Source organism: Streptococcus mitis (genome assembly GCF_009496155.1).
Taxonomy (GTDB): Bacteria; Bacillota; Bacilli; order Lactobacillales; family Streptococcaceae; genus Streptococcus; species Streptococcus mitis_BQ.
Genome location: NZ_WIJP01000010.1, coordinates 70,398 through 93,507 on the forward strand (window position 1 = coordinate 70,398; position 23,110 = coordinate 93,507).

Genomic DNA, 23,110 nt, shown 5'->3' on the forward strand with positions numbered 1-23,110 from the left:
TTCTATCTACAACCTCAAAGCAGTGCTTTGAGCAGCCTGCGGCTAGTTTGCTCTTTGATTTTCATTGAGTATTATTTCTCTCTTTATGGCGTTCATAAGCCTTGAGCTGGCGCTGCAGTTCCTTTTTAATAGCAGGTTCTGGAGCATATTTTTCTTCCCAATCATCTGGTTTTAAAATTTTGTGGGTCACTGGATCAAAATGAGCCTTGCCATCTGGGAAAATTTTCCCCATATTGGCCTGATGGACAATGTCAAAAATACGTTCTGGGTCCACCCCCATCAAGACAAAACTACCGTAAGTGAAATAAAGCGTGTCAATCAAGGCATCCACCTGCCCCACCAAATCTTGCTGGGCTGGCGTCTTCTTAGCTACTTTATCTGCTGCCTTATCAAGGGCCTGATGAAGTTGCGATAGAGCTTGACCAAAATCCTCTTCCGAAAGACTAGCAGCTCGAACAAACTCCACCAATTCTTCTATTTTAAAACCAGCCCTGTGGGTTGCACCTTCTAAATCCCAAGCTCGAGGTTCTTCTTGGGTTCGTTCATCCATCATGTGGTGGAAGGTCTTGACCTTATTGAAATGATAGTCACGGCTGACAAAGACTTTTTCTGAAGCCAAAACACCAAAATGTTCCAAGGCCTTATGAATTCCGTCTTGCTGATTGCTAGTGGTAATGTGCTTGGCAACTTCCTTGACACTGCTACTACCATTTCCCATAGCAACCGACATACCAACACCTGCCAGCATTTCTAGGTCGTTATCTGAGTCACCAAAGGCCATCACTTGGTTGAGATCAAAACCATATTCTTTCCCAACTCGGCGAATACCTTCCAATTTAGAATTTCCTTGATTAATGACATCCGCAGCAAAAGGATTGCTACGTGTCAATTTCAAGTCTTCAAAATCAGCTGCTGCCTTCTCAGATTCCTCTGGCGTCATCAGCATCAAGACTTGATAAATAGGCTGATTCATCAGGTGAAGTAGGTCTTCTTCCTTTTGGGGAACAACCTTACTGACCATGCGATTAAAGGAATGACTCACTGTCCGAGTTAAAACAGAGGGAACGAAGCGACTGATTCGTTGGGAAAAAGAACCCAGACCAAAAGACATGATTTTAGAACCCAGCATGGCATCCTTGGTCCCTAGGGCAATCTCCTTGCCCTCTTTTTTAGCATACGTAATGAGCTGGCGCAAGTGTAACTTGGAAATAGGGCTCGTGAACAAGACTTTGTCTTTAGTAAAGATATACTGTCCATTATAGGTTACCGCAAAATCCAGATCCAAATCGTCCATCAATTCCTTAACAAAAAAAGGTCCTCGACCTGTCGCTACGCCGACAAGCACCCCTTGTTCTTTGACAATTTTAATCGCGTCCTTAGTGGATTTCAAAACACTCTTGCGATCGTTGACCAAGGTTCCATCGATATCAAAAAAAACAGCTTTGACTTCCATCCTATCCCAATCTCCCCTTTTGTGATACAATGATTATACCACATTTCAGAAAGAGTGAGTAAATCATGCCTAAGAAAATCCTTGTTTTACATACAGGTGGGACTATTTCCATGCAGGCCGATGCTTCTGGCGCTGTTGTGACGAGTTCAGATAATCCCATGAACCATGTGTCCAATCCCCTCGACGGAATCCAAGTCCACGCCTTGGACTTTTTTAACCTACCAAGCCCCCATATCAAACCCAAGCATATGCTGGCCCTCTACCAAAAAATTAAAGAGGAAGCAGATAACTACGATGGAGTGGTGATCACACACGGGACCGATACTCTAGAGGAAACAGCTTATTTCCTTGATACCATGGAAGTTCCCCATATGCCTATCGTTCTGACAGGGGCCATGCGTAGCTCCAACGAACTCGGCAGTGATGGCGTTTATAATTATCTGAGTGCTTTACGAGTGGCTAGCGATGACAGAGCTGCGGACAAAGGGGTTTTGGTTGTTATGAACGATGAAATCCATGCTGCCAAGTATGTTACTAAAACACATACAACCAATGTCGGCACCTTCCAGACTCCAACACACGGGCCACTTGGTCTGATTATGAAGCGAGAAATCCTCTACTTTAAAACTGCTGAACCTCGTGTTCGCTTTGACCTTGATCACATACAAGGCTTGGTCCCTATCATCTCGGCTTATGCTGGTATGACAGATGAGCTGATTGATATGCTGGATTTGGAACAATTGGACGGTTTGATTATCCAAGCCTTCGGGGCTGGTAATGTTCCCAAAGAAACGGCTCAAAAATTAGAAAGCCTTCTGCAAAAAGGAATCCCAGTCGCTCTGGTTTCACGATGCTTTAACGGTATCGCAGAACCTGTTTATGCCTACCAAGGTGGAGGCGTGCAGTTGAGAAAATCTGGTGTTTTCTTTGTTAAAGAACTAAACGCCCAAAAAGCCCGCCTAAAACTCCTCATTGCCCTCAATGCCGGACTAAAAGGGCAAGCCTTAAAAGACTATATGGAAGGCTAATACTCTTCGAAAATCTCTTCAAACCACGTCAGCTTCCATCTACAACCTCAAAACAGTGTTTTGAGCAACCTGTAGCTAACTTCCTAGTTTGCACTTTGATTTTTATTGAGTATAATTCCCTTCTCTAAAAAAATCAGGAAATCTTCACGATTCCCTGATTTTTTCTATTTCCGTTTTCGTGTTGAACGACGTTCTGTCAAACCATGAGGTAAGAGAACTTCACGTTCTTCCAACTCTTCCTTGTGCATAATCTTAGTCAACATACGCATGCTAATAGCACCAAGGTCATAAAGAGGTTGGGCGATAGTTGTCAAGTTTGGACGGGTAAAGCGTGAGACTTGCGAATCATCACTAGTAATGATTTCAAATTCTTCTGGTACTGACACACCCTTATCAGCTAGGCCGTTCAAGACACCTGCTGCCAATTCATCACCTGTTACAACTGCTGCAGTTGCATTTGATGAAATCAAGCGTTCTGCCAAGGCATAGCCATCTTCATAAGTATATTTAGACTCAAATACCAATCCTTCGCTATAAGAAATACCTGCTTTTTTCAAGGCTTCCTTGTAGCCAATCAAACGAACCTTACCATTGATGTCATCCACTAATGGACCGCTGACAAAAGCAATGCGCTCATTTTCTTTAGCAAGGTAGCTCACTGCATCAATCGTAGCTTGTTTGTAGTCAATATTGACACTTGGAAGCTGATGTTCTACATCCACTGTCCCTGCAAGAACAACTGGTGTCCGAGAGCGAGAAAACTCTGAACGAATTTTTTCAGTCAAGTGGTACCCCATAAAGATGATACCATCCACTTGCTTAGAAAACAGGGTATTAACCACTGAAACTTCCTTGTCATCATCCTCATCACTATTGGCAAGGACGATGTTATACTTGTACATTTCAGCGATATCATCAATCCCTTTAGCAAGCGTTGAGAAATAGCCATTGGTAATATTTGGAATCACGACACCGACAGTGGTTGTCTTTTTACTTGCAAGGCCACGTGCCACTGCATTTGGACGATAATCCAAACGGTCAATCACCTCAAGCACTTTTTTTCTAGTATTCTCTTTTACATTCTTATTGCCATTGACTACACGGCTAACTGTCGCCATTGAAACTCCTGCTTCACGGGCGACATCATAAATCGTTACTGTATCGTCTGTATTCATTCCATTTCCTTTCTATATCATACCTCACGAGACTCCAAAAAAGAGACGGTATGAAAATTTCGTTTTCATGATTCTACTTATTCCATTTTATCACTATTTGTAAACACTTTCAAGCATTTTTTGAAGAATATTTGAAAAAAATTTCATAGAAAACTATGTTTATGAAGAAAAAAATTACCTTTTCTTGATTTTTAATCCTATTTGCTGTATGATAAGGGAAAAGAAAGGGGGCAGAAATATGGCTTTTACTAATACCCAGATGCGGTCTGCTAGTTTTGGTATTGTTACCAACTTGCCTGATGATGTCATTGACTCTTTTTGGTATATCATCGACCATTTCTTAAAAAATGTCTTTGAATTGGAAGAAGAACTCGAGTTTCAATTGCTTAATAACCAAGGAAAAATTACCTTCCATTTTTCAAGTCAACACCTCCCTACAGCTATTGATTTTGACTTTAACCATCCTTTCGACCCTCTGTATCCCCCGAAAGTACTGGTTTTAGATATGGACGGTAGAGAAACTATCCTCCTCCCAGAAGAAAATGAACTATTTTAAAAACTCTAGCCTTCAGTTGCAAGTGACTGAAAACTAGAGTTTTTCTATTTTTTCAAAGCATTATACAAGTTACGGATAGGTTGCTTTAATGTAGGATGGATAAAATGAGGTGCAATTTCCTGTAAGGACTCAAGGACAAAAAGACGTTCCGCTATGTAAGGATGAGGCAAGATAAGGTCATCTGTATAAATGACCTGGTCCTCCACAAAGAGCAAGTCCAAATCAATCAAACGAGGTCCCCAATGTACTTCTCTCACCCGTCCCATCTCTGACTCAATGGCTAACAAGGTCTCTAATAGAACTGGGGCTGGCAACCAGGTTTCAACCTCAACCACTTGATTAGCAAAGCTATCTTGCTCCACACCACCCCAAGGCTCCGTCGTCAAGACACTGGACTCTTTGAGAATATGGATACCTCGAGCTCGCATTTTCTCAATGGCTTGTTTCAAGTTTGCTTGTTTATCTCCCATATTGCTTCCTAGGGCGATAAAGGCTCGTTGCTTGCGGCGATGAATTGTTACCGAGCAAGTATCTAGCGACAAATGCACTGGCGCCCAAGGTTTTTTCAGTTCCAGCTGAATTTCTTGGACAAGAGGATAAGCATCAAAAGTACGTTCCACCAGTTTATAAGCTACCGTTTCAATCAAATCTTCACTCGTTTCCTGAAACCAAGTCGTCCACTGCTGACATAGTTCTCCATAATGGACAGAATCCGTTAAATCCAAGTCTGTAGCCGCCTTGGTCATATCATAGGATAGGATAGCTGAAACGACAAACTTTTGCCCCAATTCCTTCTCACTAGGAAAGAGACCATGATAGGCAAAAATTTCCAAATCCTTAATCTGCAGTTGATCCATAATGATTCCTTTCTAGAAAAATCCGCCCAAAGCGGATTCTTTTTTATAGTCCCATTAAACGATAAGCCTGATCTCGAAGATCCTTATCTGTTTCAAATAGACCACGAGCTACTGTCGTCAAGGTTGCAGTGCCAGGTTTTCTTACACCACGCATGCTCATACACATATGTTCCGCCTCAATAACAACAAAGGCTCCTTTAGCACCTAGATACTCCATCAAGGCATCGGCCACTTCGATATTCAAACGTTCTTGAATTTGCGGCTTTTTAGAATAAACTTCAACCGTACGGGCTAACTTAGATAAACCTGCCACACGACCATCTGGAATGTAGGCAATGTGCGCTTTACCATAAAATGGTAAGAAGTGGTGCTCACACATGGTATGGAAAAAAATATCCTTTTCTACCACCATGTTATCATCAATAATCTCAAAGGATTTTGACAAATGTTCCTCCGCTGTTTGACCAAGACCTGAAAAAATCTCTTGGTACATACGGGCCACACGAGCAGGTGTTTCCTGCAAGCCCTCGCGATTAGCGTCCTCTCCGACAGCCTCGATAATCATTTTTACAGCTGCTTCAATCTTTTGTGTATCCATTCTCGTTTTTCCTCTCCATCAGATAGGCTCTCACTTGGCTCAAGAAATACAAGGAACCTGTGACAATCCTAACTGTTTTTCTCTCTTCTTTTTTATCTGTTAATTTCTGCTCTAGAAAATCCTGCCAATCTTGGTAGCTGAGATTTCTAGACTTAGCTGCCTCTTTCAGCACACTTTCATCAGTCGCCCGACTATCGTCAAAATGTGTCAGAGTAAGCTCAATATCTGGCATGGCCCCCAGCAAGTTCAACATATCCTCCAAGGCCTTGGTTTTGATACAAGTAAAGAGGATTTCCTTATGATAATCCGCAAAGCGTTCTTGCAAGGTTGCTACTAAAGCCTTGATGGCATGAGGATTGTGGGCCCCATCCAAAATCATCAAGGGGTCTCTAGACACAACTTCCAAGCGCCCCGGCCAACTTGTTTCTTCCAAGGTCTGAGCAAGCAAGTCATTACTTACTAGTTCTCGACCATCTTCTTGATAAAAAGTATCAAGTAAAGCTATGGCCATCCCAGCATTCTCTATCTGGTGCAAACCAAGTAGGCCAGTCTGGAAGTGACCTTGTCTGAGAGAGCTAGTATAATCAAAGACTTCCCCTGTCACCACACTTTCTTGATGACGAACCTGATAATCTGCCCCGTAGGCAAGTCTCGGCGCATCTTTCCCTGCCGCAATGTGGTCAATCACAGCCAAAGCTTCTAGAGAAATGCAACCTGTCACCAAGGGAACTCCTTGTTTGATAATACCAGCTTTCTGCTCAGCTATGGCTTCTAAGGTGTCACCAAGAAGGGCTACATGATCCAGTCCAATGGTCGTGATGCCTGTTAAAATTGGCTGGCAGACATTGGTACTATCTAAAAGCCCACCCATGCCGACTTCCATGATAGCCACATCTACTTGCTCTGCTGCAAAGTAATCATAGGCTATGGCTGTAATAATCTCAAACTCAGTTGTGCCCTGTAAATTGGCGGCCGCTTCTCCCTCTAGCAAAAACTGATAGTCTGCCATGAGGACTTCTAGCCTCGCTTCTGAGATCGATTCCCCATTGATGCTAATCTGGTCAGTGTAGTGAATGAGATAGGGCGAGCTGAACACACCAACTCTCAGGCCTAGCTTTTCCAGCATATTTTTCAAAAAAGCAATGGTCGAGCCCTTGCCATTGGTTCCTCCGATATGGATAACCTTGAGTTTGAGATGGGGATTGCCACGCAAAGCTAACACTTCCACCATTCGTTCCAAGCCAAAATGCGGTTGATCCGTCCGATAGCTAGCAATCCACTGATTGTTTTCGATTTCTTTCATCTTATTTATATTGTTTTAAATCTAAATTTTCCGCTTCATCAGCCAGACGAATGGCGGAGGCAATTTCAACTGCCATCCTGTGACTAGCTACATCATGCACGCGCACCACGTCTACACCCTGCCTCGCAGCGATACTAGTTACATGAGCCGAAGCCGTATCTCGATTGCGGAAACCAAGCTCTGTCTCAGGATTGACTTCAAAACCACTTTCTTCAAGGATATTGATGACAAACCGCTTGCGCGAAACTCCAAGAAAGATTGGATAGCCTTTCTGATGTAGTTTACCCAAGTCCCGTAAAAGAAGCAGATTTTCTTTCTTGGTCAGACCAAAGCCAATTCCTGAATCCAGCAGGATGTTTTCTTGAGCAATCCCAGCTTCCTCTGCTCTCGCTAGTGCTCGTTCAAAAAAAGCCTCCAGTAACTCTTCGATTGTCATTTTTTCAAAGTCCGCTAACTCTTCCACTGTAAAAGCTTGACCAAAACCAAAATGAGGGAAGATGAGCGAGCTAGGGTGCTGAGGTCGTGCCATAACTGGATTAAACATAATGACTACTTTCGCTCCAGCCTTAGCAACCACATGAGCCATTTTTTCATCACCCATGAGACCAGTGATATCATTGACTAGATTAGCACCAGCAGCCAAAGCAGCTTCTGCTACTTGACTCTTCCAAGTATCAATAGAGATGAGGACATCACTTTCCTTGCGAATCGCTTTAATCACTGGAACAACACGCTGGATTTCCTCTTCTATCTCAACATAGCTACTTCCCGGCCGAGGCCGAGTCGATTCTCCGCCGATATCTAGCATGCTAGCCCCTTCTGCTATCAATTTACGAGCCTGCTGGAGTGCCTGCTCAAGAGCAAAAAATTGACCACCGTCCGAAAAGGAGTCTGGGGTTACATTGATAATTCCGCAAATAGCTGTCTTTGCATGATTGGCTTTACTTGACATATCGGTCACTCCCTCAAGGCTTTTCATCATATTATTTCTCTATTTTACCATAAAAAGAAAAAGATGGACACGATTGCATTCATCTTTTTCCCAGTAGAAACAAGTAAGCAATTGTCAAAAATCTTAAACAGAAATCCCTAATGTCCGACTCATGATCACCACAAGAGCCAACAAACAGAAAGCAACCCCATTCACAATCATGTGAAGCAAGATAGACATTTCCAAACGTTGGGTCTTGTAAGCTGTCCAAGACAGAACGATCGACATACCTCCATAAATCAATAAAGAAGGTAAATTACTTGGTTGATGCAATAAAGCAAACACAATCGTCCCGACTACAAATCCCAAGTTCTCTTTTCCTCGGAAAATCTTTTTAGGGACAATTCCCCGACACAAGATTTCCTCACAAATCGGAGCAAGTACGGCTAGCAAGAAGAAACTGGAAATCAGAGAACTATTCTGAACCATGTCGTTAATCTGAGACTGGTTAGCTGTTGTCGTCTCATTTGACAGTTGTAACAAGATAGAACCAAGTATATTTGAACAGATAATGACTAAATAACTCAAGCCCAAACGTGCCAAATCTTTAGCTCTAAAAAAAGAAAAATTAAAACTTGCTAACTGTGTTTTACGAGCTCCAAAAATAAATAGTACCAAAACCACAATCGAAATACCAGCAACTATCAGCCCTGACTGTAACAATGGTACTGCATTTAAAGTTAAAATAGCAGTAACCCCTATAGGAATCTGATATAAAATTGTCGCTAGCAGAAAGATTAACAGCCAACCTGCACGATTCAATAATTCTTTCCAGATACTTTTCTCTTTCATCACCTATCTCCTTTGTATTAAAAAAGGGGGAAAATCCCCCTGGGTCATCCTATTATAAGGCCATGCTGATATAGTTAAGGATAAACAAGGCATCCAAAATCCAAATCATGACATGAACATCTTTAGCTTGACCTTTGACAATCTTAGTCAAAGTGTAAGTCAAGAAACCAACTGCAATCCCTTGAGTGATAGAGTAGCTGAATCCCATAAAGATAGATGTGAAGAAAGCAGGAACCGCTTCAGACATATCATCCCAATGAATATTTTTCAAGCTAGCCAACATCATAATCCCAACAATAATTAAGATTGGAGCTGTAGCAGCTGTTGGTACAATAGCTAGAAGTGGGCTAAAGAAGCTTGAAATCGCAAAACAGATTGCCACAACCAAGGCTGTCAAACCAGTACGTCCACCTGCACCAATACCAGCAGCAGACTCAACATAAGTCGTTACGTTTGAAGTACCTGCGATGGCACCAATTGAAGTACCAATCAAATCAGAGTAAAGAGCCTTGTCCAACTTAGCTGATTGGTGATTTTCACCATTTGTAGCTACGATACCAACTTTTTCACCAGTACCGATCAAAGTACCAATTGTATCAAAAATATCTGTCAACGAAAAGGCAAGAATAGCCATAAGAGTTTCAGGTAAGCGAGCTGTATCTGAAATCAAAGCTCCCAAACCTTCTGAACCAAGAGCTGCACCAAAGACTGTCTTCAAGTCTTCAAAGGCTGCACCAACATGGTTGTTAGCAAAATCGATACTAGACAAATCTACCAAACCAACTGCAATAGCAAGAACAGTTGTTGTCAAGATAGAGAGAATAATTCCCCCTTTAATTCCTTTGATAACAAAGAAGATAGTAATGGCAAGTCCTGCAAGAGCCACCAAAACAGCTGGATTATTAAAGCTGACCAATCCTGGAACTGCTGAAGAGTTTGCTGCAATCGTTGCTTGAGCCTTGTCAGCCCCTTCTCCCACAACAATATAGTTGCCTGGATCAATCGTAAATTTCAAAAGTCCAGCATTCTTAATTCCCACGTAGGCAAGGAAAACACCGATACCAGCTGAAATAGCTGAGCGAAGGGCATTCGGAATCGATTCAATGATCATTTTACGAACATTTGTCAAGGTAATAATCAATGAGATAATCCCACAGATGAAGACCATAGCTAGAGCTTCTTGCCAAGAATAACCAAGTCCAAATACGACTGTGAAGGTAAAAAAGGCATTAAGACCCATACCTGGTGCTTGGGCATAAGGTAAGTTAGCGTAGAAGGCCATCATCAAGGTACCAGCTACTGCACCAATAATCGTAGCGAGAAACACACCCTGAGCAGGCATTCCTGTTTGCGAAAGAATTTGTGGGTTTACAAAGAGAATATAGCTCATTGCAAAGAAAGTTGTTAAACCAGCGAGAACCTCCGTACGAACGTCTGTACCGTTCTCTTTTAGTTTAAATAATTTGTCCATTATCAATCTCCTTTTAATTTTTACGAACAATAATAGAATTATATCATTTATCATTCACTTTTTCAATATCTTTGTTTGATTTATTTAAGAAATTGATGCAATTTCATTTTTTGTTTGGAATCTGCTTTTCTACCTACTTTTTGTTATAATAGAAGACATCTTATCTGGAAAGACACTAGAAAGGTTTATATGACGAAAAAAATTATTGCAGTTGACCTGGATGGAACCCTGCTCAACTCAGACAGTCAGATTTCTGACTTTACCAAAGAAATCATTAAAAAAGTTGCTGAAAAAGGACATCAGGTTATTATTACGACAGGTCGCCCTTACCGCATGTCAAAAGATTTCTACCGTGAACTAGGCTTAGACACTCCTATGATTAATTTCAACGGCTCTCTCACTCATTTGCCAGACCAAATTTGGGACTTTGAAAAGTGTTTGACCGTAGACAAAAAATATCTTTTAGATATGGTTCGACGTTCTGAGGACATTCAAGCTGATTTTATCGCTGGAGAATATCGTAAAAAATTCTACATTACAAATCCTAATGAAGAAATTGCCAATCCCAAACTATTTGGTGTAGAAGCTTTCCAGCCTGAAGATCAATTCAATCCTGAATTGGTGACCAAGGACCCTAACTGTATTCTGCTGCAGACCAGAGCTGGTGACAAGTATGCCCTGGCAAAAGAAATGAACGCCTTCTACCAGCATCAACTGTCTATCAATACCTGGGGAGGTCCGCTCAATATCCTTGAGTGTACCCCAAAAGGTGTCAACAAGGCCTTTGCTTTGGACTACTTGCTCAAGGTAATGAACCGTGATAAAAAGGACTTGATTGCCTTTGGAGATGAACACAATGATACCGAAATGCTCGCTTTTGCTGGGAAGGGCTATGCCATGAAAAATGCCAACCCAGAGCTACTCCCTTATGCAGATGAGCAAATTTCCCTAACCAATGACCAAGATGGGGTTGCCAAAACCCTGCAAGATTTGTTCTTATAACTTATACTGATACTCAATGAAAATCAAAGAGCAAACTAAGAAGCTAGCCGTAGGTTGCTCAAAGCACTGCTTTGAGGTTGTAGATGAAACTGACGAAGTCAGTAACATATATATACGGCAAGGCGAAGCTGACGTGGTTTGAAGAGATTTTCGAAGAGTATGACTAGCTTGCAAGCTGGTCTTTGTGTTCTTTTCACAGTCTCATCAACCAGTTAATCGATTGTTCTATTTTTTACCCCCAAAACCTTGGAAAAGGCTTTCTTTTGTGATATACTTCGCATATAAATACAAGAGAGCTCGTCACACTCGACTCTGTTGACACAAAATCAATCCAGTCCTGTTGTCCCTGTTCTCGGCCAATATCAAGGAGGATAGCTATGAAAGCTGTTGTTGTAAATCCAGAAAGCACTGGTGTTGCTATTGAAGAAAAAGTACTCCGTCCACTTGAAACTGGGGAAGCACTTGTAGAAATTGAATACTGTGGTGTTTGCCACACTGACCTCCACGTTGCCCATGGTGACTTTGGTCAAGTACCAGGACGTGTCCTAGGACACGAAGGTGTTGGTATCGTCAAAGAGATTGCCCCAGATGTAAAAAGTCTTAAAGTCGGCGACCGTGTCAGCGTTGCTTGGTTCTTTGAAGGATGCGGTACTTGCGAATACTGTACAACTGGCCGTGAAACTCTTTGCCGTACAGTAAAAAATGCCGGCTACTCAGTAGACGGAGGTATGGCTGAACAATGTATTGTAACTGCAGACTATGCTGTCAAAGTTCCTGACGGACTTGATCCAGCCCAAGCTTCTTCTATCACATGTGCTGGTGTAACAACCTATAAAGCGATTAAAGAAGCCAAAGTTGAACCAGGTCAGTGGGTTGTTCTTTACGGTGCTGGTGGACTTGGTAACCTCGCAGTTCAATATGCTAAAAAAGTTTTCAACGCTCATGTTGTCGCAGTTGATATCAACAACGATAAACTTGCCCTTGCAAAAGAAGTAGGTGCTGACATTGTGATTAACGGTCTAGAAGTTGAAGATGTACCAGGACTTATTAAAGAAAAAACAGATGGCGGAGCTCATTCAGCTGTCGTAACTGCTGTGTCTAAAGTTGCCTTCAATCAGGCTGTTGACTCCGTTCGTGCGGGTGGTCGTGTCGTCGCTGTCGGTCTTCCTTCTGAAATGATGGAACTCAGCATCGTTAAAACCGTTCTAGATGGAATCCAAGTTATCGGTTCTCTTGTAGGAACTCGTAAAGACTTGGAAGAAGCCTTCCAATTCGGAGCAGAAGGCTTGGTAGTACCAGTTGTCCAAAAACGTCCAGTAGAAGATGCGATAGCCGTTTTCGACGAAATGGAAAAAGGTCAAATTCAAGGACGTATGGTACTTGATTTCACAAACTAATTCAATGGAAACCTATATAAAAAAGTTGGATGCCTCTTCCAACTTTTTTATATTAAATTTTTAAAATAAAAAATATTCTCTCCTCAAAAACATTTATATATCAATATTTCAAAATATATGTATTTTGTTTTTAAAAAAAATTCTATATCAAATAGTTGATTTTTTTATGAAAACGGTTTATACTATTTTAGTCTTAAAGTTTTCTGAAACAATGGGCACAACATTTTATAAGGAGGAATGACAATAATGAGTATCGGAATCATTATTGCGAGCCACGGTGAATTCGCTGCAGGTATTCATCAGTCAGGATCTATGATTTTTGGTGAACAAGAAAAGGTTCAAGTTGTAACCTTTATGCCAAATGAAGGTCCAGATGACCTATATGCTAAATTTAACAACGCTGTGGCTGCATTTGACGCAGAAGATGAGGTGCTAGTTTTGGCTGACCTTTGGAGTGGTTCTCCATTCAACCAAGCTAGCCGCGTGATGGGAGAAAATCCTGATCGTAAGTTTGCCATCATCACAGGACTTAACTTACCGATGTTAATCCAAGCCTATACAGAGCGCCTCATGGACGCTACAGCAGGTGTGGAAAAAGTCGCTGCGAATATTATCAAAGAAGCCAAAGATGGCATCAAAGCTCTTCCAGAAGAGTTAAATCCAGTTGAAGAAGTTGCAAGTGCTGCAGCTGCTCCAGTTGCCCAAGCTGCTATCCCAGAAGGAACTGTTATCGGTGACGGTAAACTGAAAATCAATCTTGCCCGTCTAGACACTCGTCTACTTCACGGTCAGGTTGCAACTGCTTGGACTCCAGATTCAAAAGCAGACCGTATCATCGTTGCTTCAGATAACGTTGCCAACGACGATCTTCGTAAAGAATTGATTAAACAAGCGGCTCCGAATAATGTCAGAGCCAATGTGATTCCAATTCAAAAATTAATCGAGGTTTCAAAAGACCCACGCTTTGGAGAAACACATGCCCTTATCTTGTTTGAAACACCTCAAGATGCCCTTCGTGCAATCGAAGGTGGCGTGCCAATCAAGACCCTTAACGTAGGATCAATGGCTCACTCAACAGGTAAAACAATGGTCAACAACGTTTTGTCTATGGACAAAGAAGACGTTGCTACATTTGAAAAAATGCGTGACCTTGGTGTTGAATTTGACGTACGTAAAGTACCAAACGACACTAAAAAAGATTTGTTTGACTTGATTAACAAAGCCAACGTTCAATAATAGACATCAATAACTATCGAAGAATTCTAAGAAAATTTTTCACTTTATTATCATTAAATAGAAAAGGAATAAAACCATGTCAGATATTTCAATTATTTCTGCTGTCTTGGTTGTAGTTGTTGCCTTCCTTGCAGGTCTTGAAGGTATCCTCGACCAATTCCAATTCCATCAACCAATCGTCGCTTGTACCCTTATCGGACTTGCAACTGGTAACCTCGAAGCAGGTGTTATGCTTGGTGGATCACTTCAAATGATCGCCCTTGGTTGGGCAAACATCGGAGCTGCCGTAGCTCCTGACGCTGCTCTTGCATCTGTTGCCGCAGCAATCATCTTGATCAAAGGTGGTAACTTTACTACTGAAGGTATCGCCGTTGCAACAGCAACAGCTATCCCTCTTGCCGTAGCTGGACTTTTCTTGACTATGATTGTTCGTACAATCTCAGTTGGTTTGGTTCATACTGCAGATGCTGCTGCAAAAGAAGGAAATATTGCGGCTGTTGAACGTGCTCACTTTATCGCACTTCTTCTTCAAGGTCTTCGTATTGCTATCCCTGCTGCCTTCCTTATCGCTATCCCTGCTTCTGCCGTTCAAGACGCTCTTAAATTGATGCCAGACTGGTTGAATGGTGGTATGGCTGTCGGTGGTGCTATGGTCGTTGCCGTTGGTTACGCTATGGTTATCAACATGATGGCAACTCGTGAAGTATGGCCATTCTTCGCACTCGGTTTTGCTTTTGCTGCCATTTCTCAATTGACTTTGATTGCCCTTGGTGTAATCGGTGTTGCCCTTGCCTTCATCTACCTTAACCTTTCAAAACAAGGTGGTAACGGTGGCGGAGGAGCTGCGACTTCTAACGACCCAATCGGGGATATCCTAGAAGACTACTAGAAAGGGGAACAATCATGACTGAAAAACTTCAATTATCAAAATCAGATCGTAAAAAAGTTTGGTGGCGTTCACAATTCCTTCAAGGTTCTTGGAACTACGAGCGTATGCAAAACTTGGGTTGGACTTATTCATTAATCCCAGCTATCAAAAAATTGTACACTACTAAAGAAGACCAAGCTGCTGCTCTTGAGCGTCACCTTGAGTTCTTCAACACTCACCCATACGTAGCTGCTCCAATCATGGGGGTTACTCTTGCACTTGAAGAAGAACGTGCTAACGGTGTTGAAATCGACGACGCTGCTATCCAAGGGGTTAAAATCGGTATGATGGGACCTCTTGCTGGTATCGGTGACCCAGTATTCTGGTTCACAGTTCGTCCTATCCTTGGAGCCCTTGGTGCATCACTTGCTGCATCTGGTAACTTGGTTGGGCCACTTCTCTTCTTCTTCGGATGGAATGCTATCCGTATGGCCTTCCTATGGTACACACAAGAGTTTGGTTACAAAGCTGGATCTGAAATCACTAAAGACATGTCTGGTGGTATCTTGAAAGACATCACTAAAGGTGCTTCTATCCTTGGTATGTTCATCCTTGCCGTTCTTGTGCAACGTTGGGTATCGATTAACTTCACTGTTAACCTTCCAGGTAAACAACTGGCTGAAGGTGCCTACATCAACTTCCCAGAAGGAGCTGTATCAGGTGCTGAATTGAAAGGTATCCTTGGTCAAGCACTTGGTGGATTGAGCCTAGATAAGATTCAACCACAAACCCTTCAAGGACAGTTGAACTCATTGATTCCAGGATTGATGGGACTTCTCCTTACTTTCCTTTGCATGTGGTTGCTTAAGAAAAAAGTATCACCAATCTCAATCATTCTTGCACTCTTTGCAGTAGGTATCGCAGCTCGTTTCTTCGGTATCATGTAATCAAGAAACTCAAAAGGAACCAGATTCTAAAATCTGATTCCTTTTTTCTATGTTTTTATTTTGCTAAGGCTCCCATTGGATCCCAAGGTGCAAGCACAATTGGATCTGCTTCATAGGCAGCTTGTTCTTCTGCTGTCAGCAATTCTTTGCGAACAACAATCTGGTAAGTGTATTCATCCATCCAAGCGTCTGAGGCAACAAAGTAACCATCTGTACCAACCTTGTCTCCCCATGAGTTTTCAACCTTCCACTTGGTTGACTTGCCATTTTCATCCAAATCAACACCTGTCAAGACCATAGCGTGGGTCATCAAGCTTTCGCTGTAGTCCAAACGTCCAGCCTTGTCTTGAGTGAATTGAATATCCATGCTTGATTCGAAGTCATAAACATCTGTCGCAAGAATTCCAGCTTTACGGTTGCTGAGCTGACCGACATCTGAACCAAACCAAACAGTCTCACCTACTTGCATTTGAGCAATTGCCAATTCTTTCAAGCGTTCCATCGGCACGTTGATGTAACGAACTGCACGGCTACCAATAACATTCCCCAACATCTCAACTGTATAAGATTGGCCATAAGGTTTATCAGCAGTTGGAGCATTGATAACAGAAACGTAGTCTTCTAGAGGAAGATTGACATATTTCTTGTAAAACTCTTGTGGTGTAGTGTCCTTTTCACTTTGGTAGTTGTTGTCTTTATCGCGATAAGCAAAGTCAAATTTACGTGGTGGAAGCCCTAGTGACATAGCAAGGAAGTTAAAGATTTCTTGCAAGAGGTCTTCTTTCTTAGCTTGAACAGTCGCTTGGTCTGCACCAGAAGCAAGCAAGTCACGCAAGATTTGAGCATCTTGACGAAGCAATTTGTTGAGAATAGCATTTAGCTCACGACTGCTGCTTGATGAAACAGATTCAGGATAGACTGACTTGGGAACAACACCGTATTTCTCAAAGAGGGCAACGACCATATCCCATTGACCACCGTCTTGTTGTGGTGTTTGGAGTAGGAATTTAACCTTACGGCTCGTCAAGTCTTGGTCTGCAGTCACAATGACTTGCTCCAAGAACCAGTTTGATTTCTCATACTTGTCCCAGAAGAAAGTGTGGGCTTGTGACAACTCAAAGTTTTCCAATTTATATTGTGAAATGAGTTTGTGACGGAAGGTGTTGAGGGCTGCGAACATCCAGCAACGACCAGAAGCCTTCTGGTTGGTTACCTTGTCCTTAGTCAAATCCAATGAGAAAACAGGCGTATTGTCTACATGGCTCTTGCGACGCTCTAGGGCTGCAAAAATTCCGTTGTGGCTAGCAGCATTTTCAATCGCTTGGTATTTTACATTTGCTTCATAGTTGGCAAATAATTTATCAGTAAATGATTCTTGAATCGCGTTCATAGATTCCTCCTTTTATTCTACAGTCTATTATAACTCTTTTCACAAAGGAAGCAACTGAAAAACATAAAAGGCAAGGACATTCTCCCTCACCTTTTTCTAATATAAACCAAACTAAGCAATACTTGCAAGGAGAACCTCTAATTCCTCCTTGGTCAAGCGACGCCATTCCCCTTGTTGTAAGTTCTCATCCAAGACTAAAGTTCCCATAGTCAAACGCTGTAGGTCTACTACTTCCTTGCCACAGTAGCCCACCATACGCTTCACCTGATGAAACTTCCCTTCTGCAATGGTCACACGAATTTGGCTTTGATTCTTTTCTGGATCTGTGGAAAGAATATCCAGTCTAGCGGGCTGACAGGTAAAGTCTTTGAGAGAAATACCCTTGGCAAATGTCTCCACGTCTTCTTGGGTCATGATTCCCTTGACTTGTGCCTGATAAGCCTTGTCCACATGACGCTTGGGCGAAAGAAGAGCATGGGCAAGCTGGCCATCATTGGTCAAGAGTAGAAGACCATGTGTATCAATATCCAAGCGTCCTACTGGGAAAACTTCCTTACTCCGAGCAATATCATCCAACAAGTCCAGAACGGTTCTGTGCTTAGGATCCTCAGTCGCTGAGATAACTCCTTGGGGCTTATTCATCATGTAGTAGACAAACTCTTCATACTCCAACACTTGCCCATCAAAGCGAATCTCATCTCTTTCTTCATCAATCTGCAATTTAGCTGATTTCTCTTTTTTACCATTTACCGTCACGCGCCCAGCCTTGAGCAAGTTTTTGACCTCAGTCCGGCTCCCCACAGCGCAGGCAACTAAAAATTTATCTAATCTCATAGAACTATTATATCATACTCAAAAGGAGGCTGGTACAATGACCAACCTCCTTTTCGTTTCATACTCTTCAAAAATCTCTTCAAACCGCGTCAACATCGCCTTGCCGTATATATGTTACTGACTTCGTCAGTTCTATCTGCAACCTCAAAACAGTGTTTTGAGCTGACTTCGTCAGTTCTATCTGCAACCTCAAAACAGTGTTTTGAGCTGACTTCGTCAGTTCTATCTACAACCTCAAAACAGTGCTTTGAGCAACCTGCGGCTAGTTTCCTAGTTTGCTCTTTGATTTTCATTGAGTATCAGATTTAGGAACTTAACTTCCTCGTCTCCAGAAAATCGCTAAGACAATCATGGAACCTAGTACTGCCGGAATAATGGCAGTTCCTGCTATTATCGGTCCCCAAGTCCCAAAAAGCAAGTGGCCTATAAAGGCACCAATCCATCCGAGAAACATTTTTCCAAAACATCCCATTCGTTCTCCACGATTGGTCAAAGCACCTGCCAAGAATCCCACTAGGAGACCAACAAACATACTTCCTATCATCTTGTCTCCTTAATTTGCCCAATCTCCGTTACGGAAGAGTGGTACACGTGTCCCATCCTCACGGATACCATCGATATTCATTTGACTAGACCCAATCATAAAGTCAACGTGCACATCTGAACGGTTAAGCCCCGCAGCTTCAAGCTCCTCTTCACTCATCTCTGCACCACCAACGACGCTAGTCGCATAGGCTACACCGATAGCCAAGTGGTTTGAAGCATTCTCATCGAAAAGGGTGTTAAAGAAGGTAATGCCTGACTGAGAAATTGGGCTGGGATCTGGTACCAAGGCACATTCACCCAAGGCACGCGCACCCGCATTTTCAAATACTAGGTCTTTCATGACCTGATCACCCTTCTCAGCAGTGATATCTACGATTTGTCCATCCTTAAAGGTCACCTTAATACCTTCAATGATATTGCCGTTATAGCTAAGTGGTTTTGTAGAAGTTACATAACCATCTGCGCGACGGAAGTCAGGTGCTGTGAAGACTTCCTCTGTCGGCATATTTGGTAAGAATCCTTCGCCCTGTGCATTGATAGCACCAGCTGATTCCCAAACATGGTTCTTCGGCAAACCAAGGGTCAAATCTGTACCTGGCGCTGTGTAGTGAAGGGCTGAAAATTGCTCTTTATTAAGCATATCTGCCTTGCTCTTGAGGATATCTGCATGCTCTTCCCAAGCCTTAACAGGATCTTCTTCGTAGACACGGCAAGTTTTGAAAATTTGGTCCCAAAGGAGATCGACTGCTTCTTCGTCGCTCGCACCATTTGGAAAGACTTTCTTAGCCCACTCAAGTCCAGCAGCGGCTGCTACAGTCCAGCTAACCTTGTTGGATTGAGTTGCGATTCGCATTGGCTTCATAGCAAGTCCCATAGCTTTAGCAGAAGCTGAAAGCTTGTCAGCATCCACTCCGTTCAAGGCACCTGGATCAGATGAACGAACCCCAAGACGGCTAGCTTTGTTCTCTAAAAGATAGTTCATCTCAGCAATCTTGTATTCTGGCACATTGTCCAGACGCTCCATCGGAGCATGGAGGAATTTCTCACGGTTAATGACATCATCTGTCCACTGAACGATAACCTCATGCGCACCCAAGGCATAAGCTTCTTTGACGATTAAGTGAGCCAACTCACGTTGCTCCACATCGATAGAGAGAGCCAAAGTGTGACCAGGTTGCACGTTGATTCCATTTGCAACCAACAATTTCGCATATTTTTCTAGATTTTCTTTAAAATTTGGTAAAACCATGTTGTTTTCTCTTTTCTATTTTTATTTTTCTTTCAAAGCAGAAAGTAGCCCTGCTAGTGCAATAGTACCAGACAAGAGTGCTGTTGATAGAAGAATTGTTTGATCAGCAAGTTCTAGCTGATAGTCAAAAACTTTTTGAGCTGGTTTGTCTTTTACAAAATCCTTCCCTTACTAGTATATCACATATATTGGTATTTTAAAAAACAAGCTTACTGAAGCTTGTTTTAATTAGCTATTACAAAAATTTTGTACATATCTTTCCACTTCTTTTTCCATAGATTGAATCTCACAAATATCCCATCTATTTTTTTTAGAAGTTATCTTTGCCATCATCTGTAATTTTAAACTCTGACGAGGGAATATCCCTTCTCTTTCCCATTGCTCTAATTTAGCCTCTGGATAGGAGTTGCCAAACCGGGAATTCTGACTATCGGTAATGATACAAAGATTACCAAAGGAGTGTAAAAATTCCGCAGGTAATTGGCTTTCTCCATCCTGTCCATTTGGATTCTGAGGATACCAATGCTCTATGGAGCGACGATAAGCAAATTTGAAATGATCAAAATTAATATCCTTGTACTCTTTCTCTAATTCGGCACGATTTTTCCACAAAACATAATCCACAAAGTTAAAAACATAAACAGGAATTGCACCATATTTTTTGATACTTTTATCTTCGGTAAACAATCTTTCCTCAGCATATCTCACTGCCATTTTTTCAAGAAAATCCTTAAAGAGACTAGCAAATTCTGTTTGATTTAACTCTTCAATATGGTTAAACAGGAATTGCAAGATTTCATATAACCAACGACTATCACGATTGGCAGTAAAGGTCACAGCAAACATGGATTGGAGGAGGATAATGTTTTTGTTAATCTCCGAATCCGAAAACGTATTATTAGTAAAACGTTCTTCGACTATGTAATGCTCTTTAGATTTTCCATTTGGTTGATATTCATAATAAGTCCCCTTCTGTAAAAACCATTCATCCTTATTTCTACTTGAAGAATCCATATTCGAGTTTCTAACGATGTAATTATCGAAAATGTGTTTTATTCTAAGAAGAAATTCACTAAATTCAATAACCCAAGTTTTATCTTTATTTTTTATATCAAATAGTGCTAAGAGTTTCTTATCATCTAGTTGAATATCATCAGTTTTCTTACCTTCCGCAATTGCCAATACATGGAGTAAGAATGTTGGAAAATCAATGACTGTAGTATAATCTCCAAAATCTTTTTCTACTTCTATAATTTCTTCATTTATCTTTTTTTCTAATATATCTGATAATTTTCTCCTTTTATCTTGATAAAAATCAATATCATCATAAATATTTTTAAATGAGTAATTCGAAAAGTGCCATCCAAAAATACATTCACGTTCTTGAAAGTCATCTGCTCTCTTCCGTCGCATCTTAAAATGACTTGCTGCCGGCTTATCAAACTCTGCACAGGCATCCCAGATTTTCGCAAATTTTTGTGCCATTTCTTGATCTGTACCGAACTTAGCCATCATTTGCGCCTTAAGAATCTCATGAGCCTCTAGTTGTTCTCCTCGAGAATTGAAACGTTCAAAATAAAGATTCAAATCTAAATCTTCAGGAAGTATACTCCGAAAAATGATGACCTTTCCAAAAAGATAATTAACGAAAGACTGAGGATTCAATTGGCGCTCTTCTAACACTTTTTTCAATGCGTCTTTAGCATGTCCATAACCTCTAGTCAGCTCATTTTCATCACCCTCTAAAATTTTTTTCTTGGAAAATAAATCTTGAATATTCTTATTTGATTTCTTCCTAGCTGGGAAGGTAAGATTGACAGCTTTCAATCTATCAAAACCAAACTCATGCTTCAAAGCTAAGGCAATCAAATTAAGAGCGGTTGTTCGTTGTTGCCCATCTATGATTTTGAAAATGTCATTCTCTTTATTAACGACTAATGTTCCAATATAATAATTGTCTCTATTTTCTTGAAAAGCATCTGCTACGTCATTCAATAACTGCTCAATTTCATCATAAGTCCAAGCAAAATTTCTCTGATAAAGAGGGATAGCATAGGTATCTTCATTTAACAAACGATTAACTGATAAGCTGATATGTGTTTCTACCATTTATCTTTTTCCTCTTCTATAATCTTGTTCACAGTATAATTTTCAAATAATTCTCTATCTATCTTGATCATGAAATCATTCGGAGTAACAGCATGGGATAAAAGTTGAAATAGCTTTTGAGCCTCTTTTTGTCTAAAACTTCCACCAGCGGCGTATTTCCCTACCGTTGCATCATATATAGCTTTAGACTTAACTCGTGGGTAATAAGACCAAATAAACAAGGTCTCTACTATCTCCTTTGATAACTCATCTTTTCCAAATCTATCTGCAAAAAGTGAACAAATATTTAAGAATATATTGTGACACTTGAGGTAGCGTCCTTTTGAGCTATTGTAAATGTTCAACATACCTTCTGGGTAAGCTACATTTTTTTCTTCCTCCTCTGACTCATTAGAGACCCCTAACTGTTTATTTAAAAAATTTTTATGAACTCTAATAGTTTCATGAGCAGATTCAATATACTCAAAAAATTTACTTCCATCAATGATTGGCATAGTAATTGACATAGGAAAATTTTCAATATGACGATACAATTCTAGATATGGAAAGTTCTGATTCAAATCAACGCCTTTAAAATCGTCAATAAAATCCTCTGTAAAACGGAGATAAGAGCCATAACGCTTGTTTGTTAATCCTGTCTCTCCTCGCGACCAACGTCTCATACGAAAAAGATGTTTATCAAACAACTCTTTGAGACTTAACTCTTTATCCTCTACAAATTGCTCCCACTTTTCCACAATTCTTTCATCTTCGGAAGCTTGCTTGCGAAGATGATAGGCTTTGAGCAAATCATGAGGTTCTAGAGATTTTCCACGATTATTCTGAGAATCAAATAGCTGAAAGGCCTCTGATAATCGTGCCTGTGGCATAGTAATCACAGAGACAGCACAATTCTCTAATAAAAAGTTGCAAATATCTTTTGCCTCCTTTTCGCCAACTAATTGAGTTAAATTTTTCCACTCATTATAATTTTCACTCGCATGATAGCAAGATAGCTCCCCAAATACAGCAGCACTCAGCAGTTGCTTAGCACCCTTATAATTCACTAAATCATCTAATAAATGAAGAAACAAAGAAATTGAAATTAGCCGTTGCTGTCCATCGACAATATCTAAATATCCATCATTTTTATGTAAGATAACGGAACCAATCTGATATTCCTTTTTCCCCATAGCATCTCGTAAATCATAAAAAAGATTACGGATATGTTTTCTGTTCCATTTATATGGTCTTTGATAAGAAGGAATTCGCAAATCCCCTTTTTTCAATAGTTCACCAACCTTTTTAGAAGTAAATTGAATACTCATT

General features: G+C 41.1%; 22 protein-coding genes. 7 read left to right on the forward strand and 15 right to left on the reverse strand.

The window, feature by feature from the left end; all coding sequences use genetic code 11:
- Positions 1-61: 61 nt before the first annotated feature.
- Positions 62-1,453, reverse strand: coding sequence for a Cof-type HAD-IIB family hydrolase (locus tag GEZ84_RS07315; RefSeq protein WP_153224049.1), 1,392 nt, complete (start codon positions 1,451-1,453; stop codon positions 62-64).
- 65 nt (positions 1,454-1,518) lie between these two features.
- Between GEZ84_RS07315 and GEZ84_RS07320 the strand changes: the two genes are divergently transcribed.
- Positions 1,519-2,481, forward strand: a complete 963-nt coding sequence (locus GEZ84_RS07320; RefSeq protein ID WP_153224050.1) for an asparaginase — start codon at positions 1,519-1,521, stop codon at positions 2,479-2,481.
- A 164-nt stretch (positions 2,482-2,645) separates the two neighbouring features.
- Here the strand turns inward: GEZ84_RS07320 and ccpA are convergent, their stop codons facing one another.
- Positions 2,646-3,656 (reverse strand): catabolite control protein A, encoded by a 1,011-nt coding sequence (ccpA, locus tag GEZ84_RS07325; RefSeq protein ID WP_153224051.1) that lies wholly within the window; start codon positions 3,654-3,656, stop codon positions 2,646-2,648.
- A 238-nt stretch (positions 3,657-3,894) separates the two neighbouring features.
- Between ccpA and GEZ84_RS07330 the strand changes: the two genes are divergently transcribed.
- The gene (locus GEZ84_RS07330; RefSeq protein ID WP_153224052.1) at positions 3,895-4,212 is read left to right on the forward strand and encodes a DUF960 domain-containing protein; all 318 of its coding nucleotides are present in this window, start codon (positions 3,895-3,897) and stop codon (positions 4,210-4,212) included.
- Positions 4,213-4,256: 44 nt separating this feature from the next.
- Here GEZ84_RS07330 and folB read toward each other — a convergent pair whose 3' ends face one another.
- The 6 genes from folB to GEZ84_RS07360 all read right to left on the reverse strand — a co-directional run bounded on the left by folB (position 4,257) and on the right by GEZ84_RS07360 (position 10,224).
- Positions 4,257-5,069: a dihydroneopterin aldolase gene (gene folB, locus GEZ84_RS07335; RefSeq protein WP_153224053.1), complete on the reverse strand. Its 813-nt coding sequence runs from the start codon at positions 5,067-5,069 to the stop codon at positions 4,257-4,259.
- 43 nt (positions 5,070-5,112) lie between these two features.
- On the reverse strand, positions 5,113-5,667 hold the full coding sequence (folE, locus tag GEZ84_RS07340) for a GTP cyclohydrolase I FolE (protein WP_000380913.1): 555 nt from the start codon (positions 5,665-5,667) through the stop codon (positions 5,113-5,115).
- Complete coding sequence (locus GEZ84_RS07345; protein ID WP_153224054.1) at positions 5,648-6,970, reverse strand: bifunctional folylpolyglutamate synthase/dihydrofolate synthase; 1,323 nt, start codon at positions 6,968-6,970, stop codon at positions 5,648-5,650. The genes folE and GEZ84_RS07345 overlap by 20 nt, the downstream gene beginning before the upstream one ends.
- 1 nt (position 6,971) lies before the next feature.
- Positions 6,972-7,952, reverse strand: coding sequence for a dihydropteroate synthase (gene folP, locus GEZ84_RS07350; protein WP_194252045.1), 981 nt, complete (start codon positions 7,950-7,952; stop codon positions 6,972-6,974).
- Positions 7,953-8,045: 93 nt separating this feature from the next.
- Complete coding sequence (locus GEZ84_RS07355) at positions 8,046-8,753, reverse strand: CPBP family intramembrane glutamic endopeptidase (RefSeq protein ID WP_153224055.1); 708 nt, start codon at positions 8,751-8,753, stop codon at positions 8,046-8,048.
- 52 nt (positions 8,754-8,805) lie between these two features.
- Positions 8,806-10,224, reverse strand: coding sequence for an NCS2 family permease (locus GEZ84_RS07360; RefSeq protein ID WP_000359260.1), 1,419 nt, complete (start codon positions 10,222-10,224; stop codon positions 8,806-8,808).
- Between the two features lie 189 nt (positions 10,225-10,413).
- On the opposite strand from GEZ84_RS07360, the gene GEZ84_RS07365 reads away from it, so the two are divergent.
- The 5 genes from GEZ84_RS07365 (at position 10,414) to GEZ84_RS07385 (ending at position 15,674) form a co-directional block, all read left to right on the forward strand.
- Positions 10,414-11,226: a Cof-type HAD-IIB family hydrolase gene (locus GEZ84_RS07365; RefSeq protein WP_153224056.1), complete on the forward strand. Its 813-nt coding sequence runs from the start codon at positions 10,414-10,416 to the stop codon at positions 11,224-11,226.
- A 377-nt stretch (positions 11,227-11,603) separates the two neighbouring features.
- Positions 11,604-12,623, forward strand: a complete 1,020-nt coding sequence (gene adhP / locus GEZ84_RS07370) for an alcohol dehydrogenase AdhP (protein WP_000649147.1) — start codon at positions 11,604-11,606, stop codon at positions 12,621-12,623.
- Positions 12,624-12,869: 246 nt separating this feature from the next.
- Positions 12,870-13,859 (forward strand): PTS sugar transporter subunit IIB, encoded by a 990-nt coding sequence (locus tag GEZ84_RS07375; RefSeq protein ID WP_153224057.1) that lies wholly within the window; start codon positions 12,870-12,872, stop codon positions 13,857-13,859.
- Positions 13,860-13,935: 76 nt separating this feature from the next.
- Positions 13,936-14,748, forward strand: a complete 813-nt coding sequence (locus tag GEZ84_RS07380; RefSeq protein ID WP_001280329.1) for a PTS mannose/fructose/sorbose transporter subunit IIC — start codon at positions 13,936-13,938, stop codon at positions 14,746-14,748.
- A gap of 14 nt (positions 14,749-14,762) precedes the next feature.
- A complete protein-coding gene (locus tag GEZ84_RS07385; RefSeq protein ID WP_061424506.1) occupies positions 14,763-15,674 on the forward strand; it encodes a PTS system mannose/fructose/sorbose family transporter subunit IID in 912 nt (303 codons plus the stop codon).
- 55 nt (positions 15,675-15,729) lie between these two features.
- Here GEZ84_RS07385 and pepC read toward each other — a convergent pair whose 3' ends face one another.
- From pepC to GEZ84_RS07425, 7 genes are all read right to left on the reverse strand, one after another.
- On the reverse strand, positions 15,730-17,064 hold the full coding sequence (gene pepC / locus GEZ84_RS07390) for an aminopeptidase C (RefSeq protein WP_153224058.1): 1,335 nt from the start codon (positions 17,062-17,064) through the stop codon (positions 15,730-15,732).
- Between the two features lie 111 nt (positions 17,065-17,175).
- Positions 17,176-17,898 carry a pseudouridine synthase gene (locus tag GEZ84_RS07395; protein WP_153224059.1) on the reverse strand — a complete coding sequence of 241 codons (723 nt, stop codon included), beginning with the start codon at positions 17,896-17,898 and terminating at the stop codon, positions 17,176-17,178.
- Positions 17,899-17,987: 89 nt separating this feature from the next.
- Entirely contained in the window at positions 17,988-18,191 is a 204-nt protein-coding gene (locus GEZ84_RS10890) for a hypothetical protein (RefSeq protein WP_228113027.1), read from the reverse strand.
- Between the two features lie 20 nt (positions 18,192-18,211).
- Positions 18,212-18,442, reverse strand: a complete 231-nt coding sequence (locus GEZ84_RS07405; protein WP_000580443.1) for a GlsB/YeaQ/YmgE family stress response membrane protein — start codon at positions 18,440-18,442, stop codon at positions 18,212-18,214.
- 9 nt (positions 18,443-18,451) lie between these two features.
- Positions 18,452-19,693 carry an aminopeptidase gene (locus GEZ84_RS07410; protein WP_153224060.1) on the reverse strand — a complete coding sequence of 414 codons (1,242 nt, stop codon included), beginning with the start codon at positions 19,691-19,693 and terminating at the stop codon, positions 18,452-18,454.
- A 228-nt stretch (positions 19,694-19,921) separates the two neighbouring features.
- Positions 19,922-21,802 carry a DUF262 domain-containing protein gene (locus GEZ84_RS07420; RefSeq protein ID WP_153224061.1) on the reverse strand — a complete coding sequence of 627 codons (1,881 nt, stop codon included), beginning with the start codon at positions 21,800-21,802 and terminating at the stop codon, positions 19,922-19,924.
- Positions 21,796-23,109, reverse strand: coding sequence for a DUF262 domain-containing protein (locus GEZ84_RS07425; RefSeq protein ID WP_153224062.1), 1,314 nt, complete (start codon positions 23,107-23,109; stop codon positions 21,796-21,798). Before GEZ84_RS07425 ends, GEZ84_RS07420 begins: the two co-directional genes overlap by 7 nt.
- Position 23,110 lies beyond the last annotated feature (1 nt).

Bases quoted from the DNA above. Each gene is read 5' to 3' on its own strand.
- folE (WP_000380913.1), bottom strand. From the start codon at position 5,667: ATGGATACACAAAAGATTGAAGCAGCTGTAAAAATGATTATCGAGGCT.
- folB (WP_153224053.1), bottom strand. From the start codon at position 5,069: ATGGATCAACTGCAGATTAAGGATTTGGAAATTTTTGCCTATCATGGT.
- GEZ84_RS07320 (WP_153224050.1), top strand. From the start codon at position 1,519: ATGCCTAAGAAAATCCTTGTTTTACATACAGGTGGGACTATTTCCATG.
- GEZ84_RS07355 (WP_153224055.1), bottom strand. From the start codon at position 8,753: ATGAAAGAGAAAAGTATCTGGAAAGAATTATTGAATCGTGCAGGTTGG.
- GEZ84_RS07420 (WP_153224061.1), bottom strand. From the start codon at position 21,802: ATGGTAGAAACACATATCAGCTTATCAGTTAATCGTTTGTTAAATGAA.
- adhP (WP_000649147.1), top strand. From the start codon at position 11,604: ATGAAAGCTGTTGTTGTAAATCCAGAAAGCACTGGTGTTGCTATTGAA.
- GEZ84_RS07345 (WP_153224054.1), bottom strand. From the start codon at position 6,970: ATGAAAGAAATCGAAAACAATCAGTGGATTGCTAGCTATCGGACGGAT.
- ccpA (WP_153224051.1), bottom strand. From the start codon at position 3,656: ATGAATACAGACGATACAGTAACGATTTATGATGTCGCCCGTGAAGCA.
- GEZ84_RS10890 (WP_228113027.1), bottom strand. From the start codon at position 18,191: ATGAAAATCAAAGAGCAAACTAGGAAACTAGCCGCAGGTTGCTCAAAG.
- GEZ84_RS07365 (WP_153224056.1), top strand. From the start codon at position 10,414: ATGACGAAAAAAATTATTGCAGTTGACCTGGATGGAACCCTGCTCAAC.
- GEZ84_RS07360 (WP_000359260.1), bottom strand. From the start codon at position 10,224: ATGGACAAATTATTTAAACTAAAAGAGAACGGTACAGACGTTCGTACG.
- pepC (WP_153224058.1), bottom strand. From the start codon at position 17,064: ATGAACGCGATTCAAGAATCATTTACTGATAAATTATTTGCCAACTAT.
- GEZ84_RS07425 (WP_153224062.1), bottom strand. From the start codon at position 23,109: ATGAGTATTCAATTTACTTCTAAAAAGGTTGGTGAACTATTGAAAAAA.
- GEZ84_RS07315 (WP_153224049.1), bottom strand. From the start codon at position 1,453: ATGGAAGTCAAAGCTGTTTTTTTTGATATCGATGGAACCTTGGTCAAC.
- folP (WP_194252045.1), bottom strand. From the start codon at position 7,952: ATGATGAAAAGCCTTGAGGGAGTGACCGATATGTCAAGTAAAGCCAAT.
- GEZ84_RS07395 (WP_153224059.1), bottom strand. From the start codon at position 17,898: ATGAGATTAGATAAATTTTTAGTTGCCTGCGCTGTGGGGAGCCGGACT.
- GEZ84_RS07330 (WP_153224052.1), top strand. From the start codon at position 3,895: ATGGCTTTTACTAATACCCAGATGCGGTCTGCTAGTTTTGGTATTGTT.
- GEZ84_RS07385 (WP_061424506.1), top strand. From the start codon at position 14,763: ATGACTGAAAAACTTCAATTATCAAAATCAGATCGTAAAAAAGTTTGG.
- GEZ84_RS07405 (WP_000580443.1), bottom strand. From the start codon at position 18,442: ATGATAGGAAGTATGTTTGTTGGTCTCCTAGTGGGATTCTTGGCAGGT.
- GEZ84_RS07380 (WP_001280329.1), top strand. From the start codon at position 13,936: ATGTCAGATATTTCAATTATTTCTGCTGTCTTGGTTGTAGTTGTTGCC.
- GEZ84_RS07375 (WP_153224057.1), top strand. From the start codon at position 12,870: ATGAGTATCGGAATCATTATTGCGAGCCACGGTGAATTCGCTGCAGGT.
- GEZ84_RS07410 (WP_153224060.1), bottom strand. From the start codon at position 19,693: ATGGTTTTACCAAATTTTAAAGAAAATCTAGAAAAATATGCGAAATTG.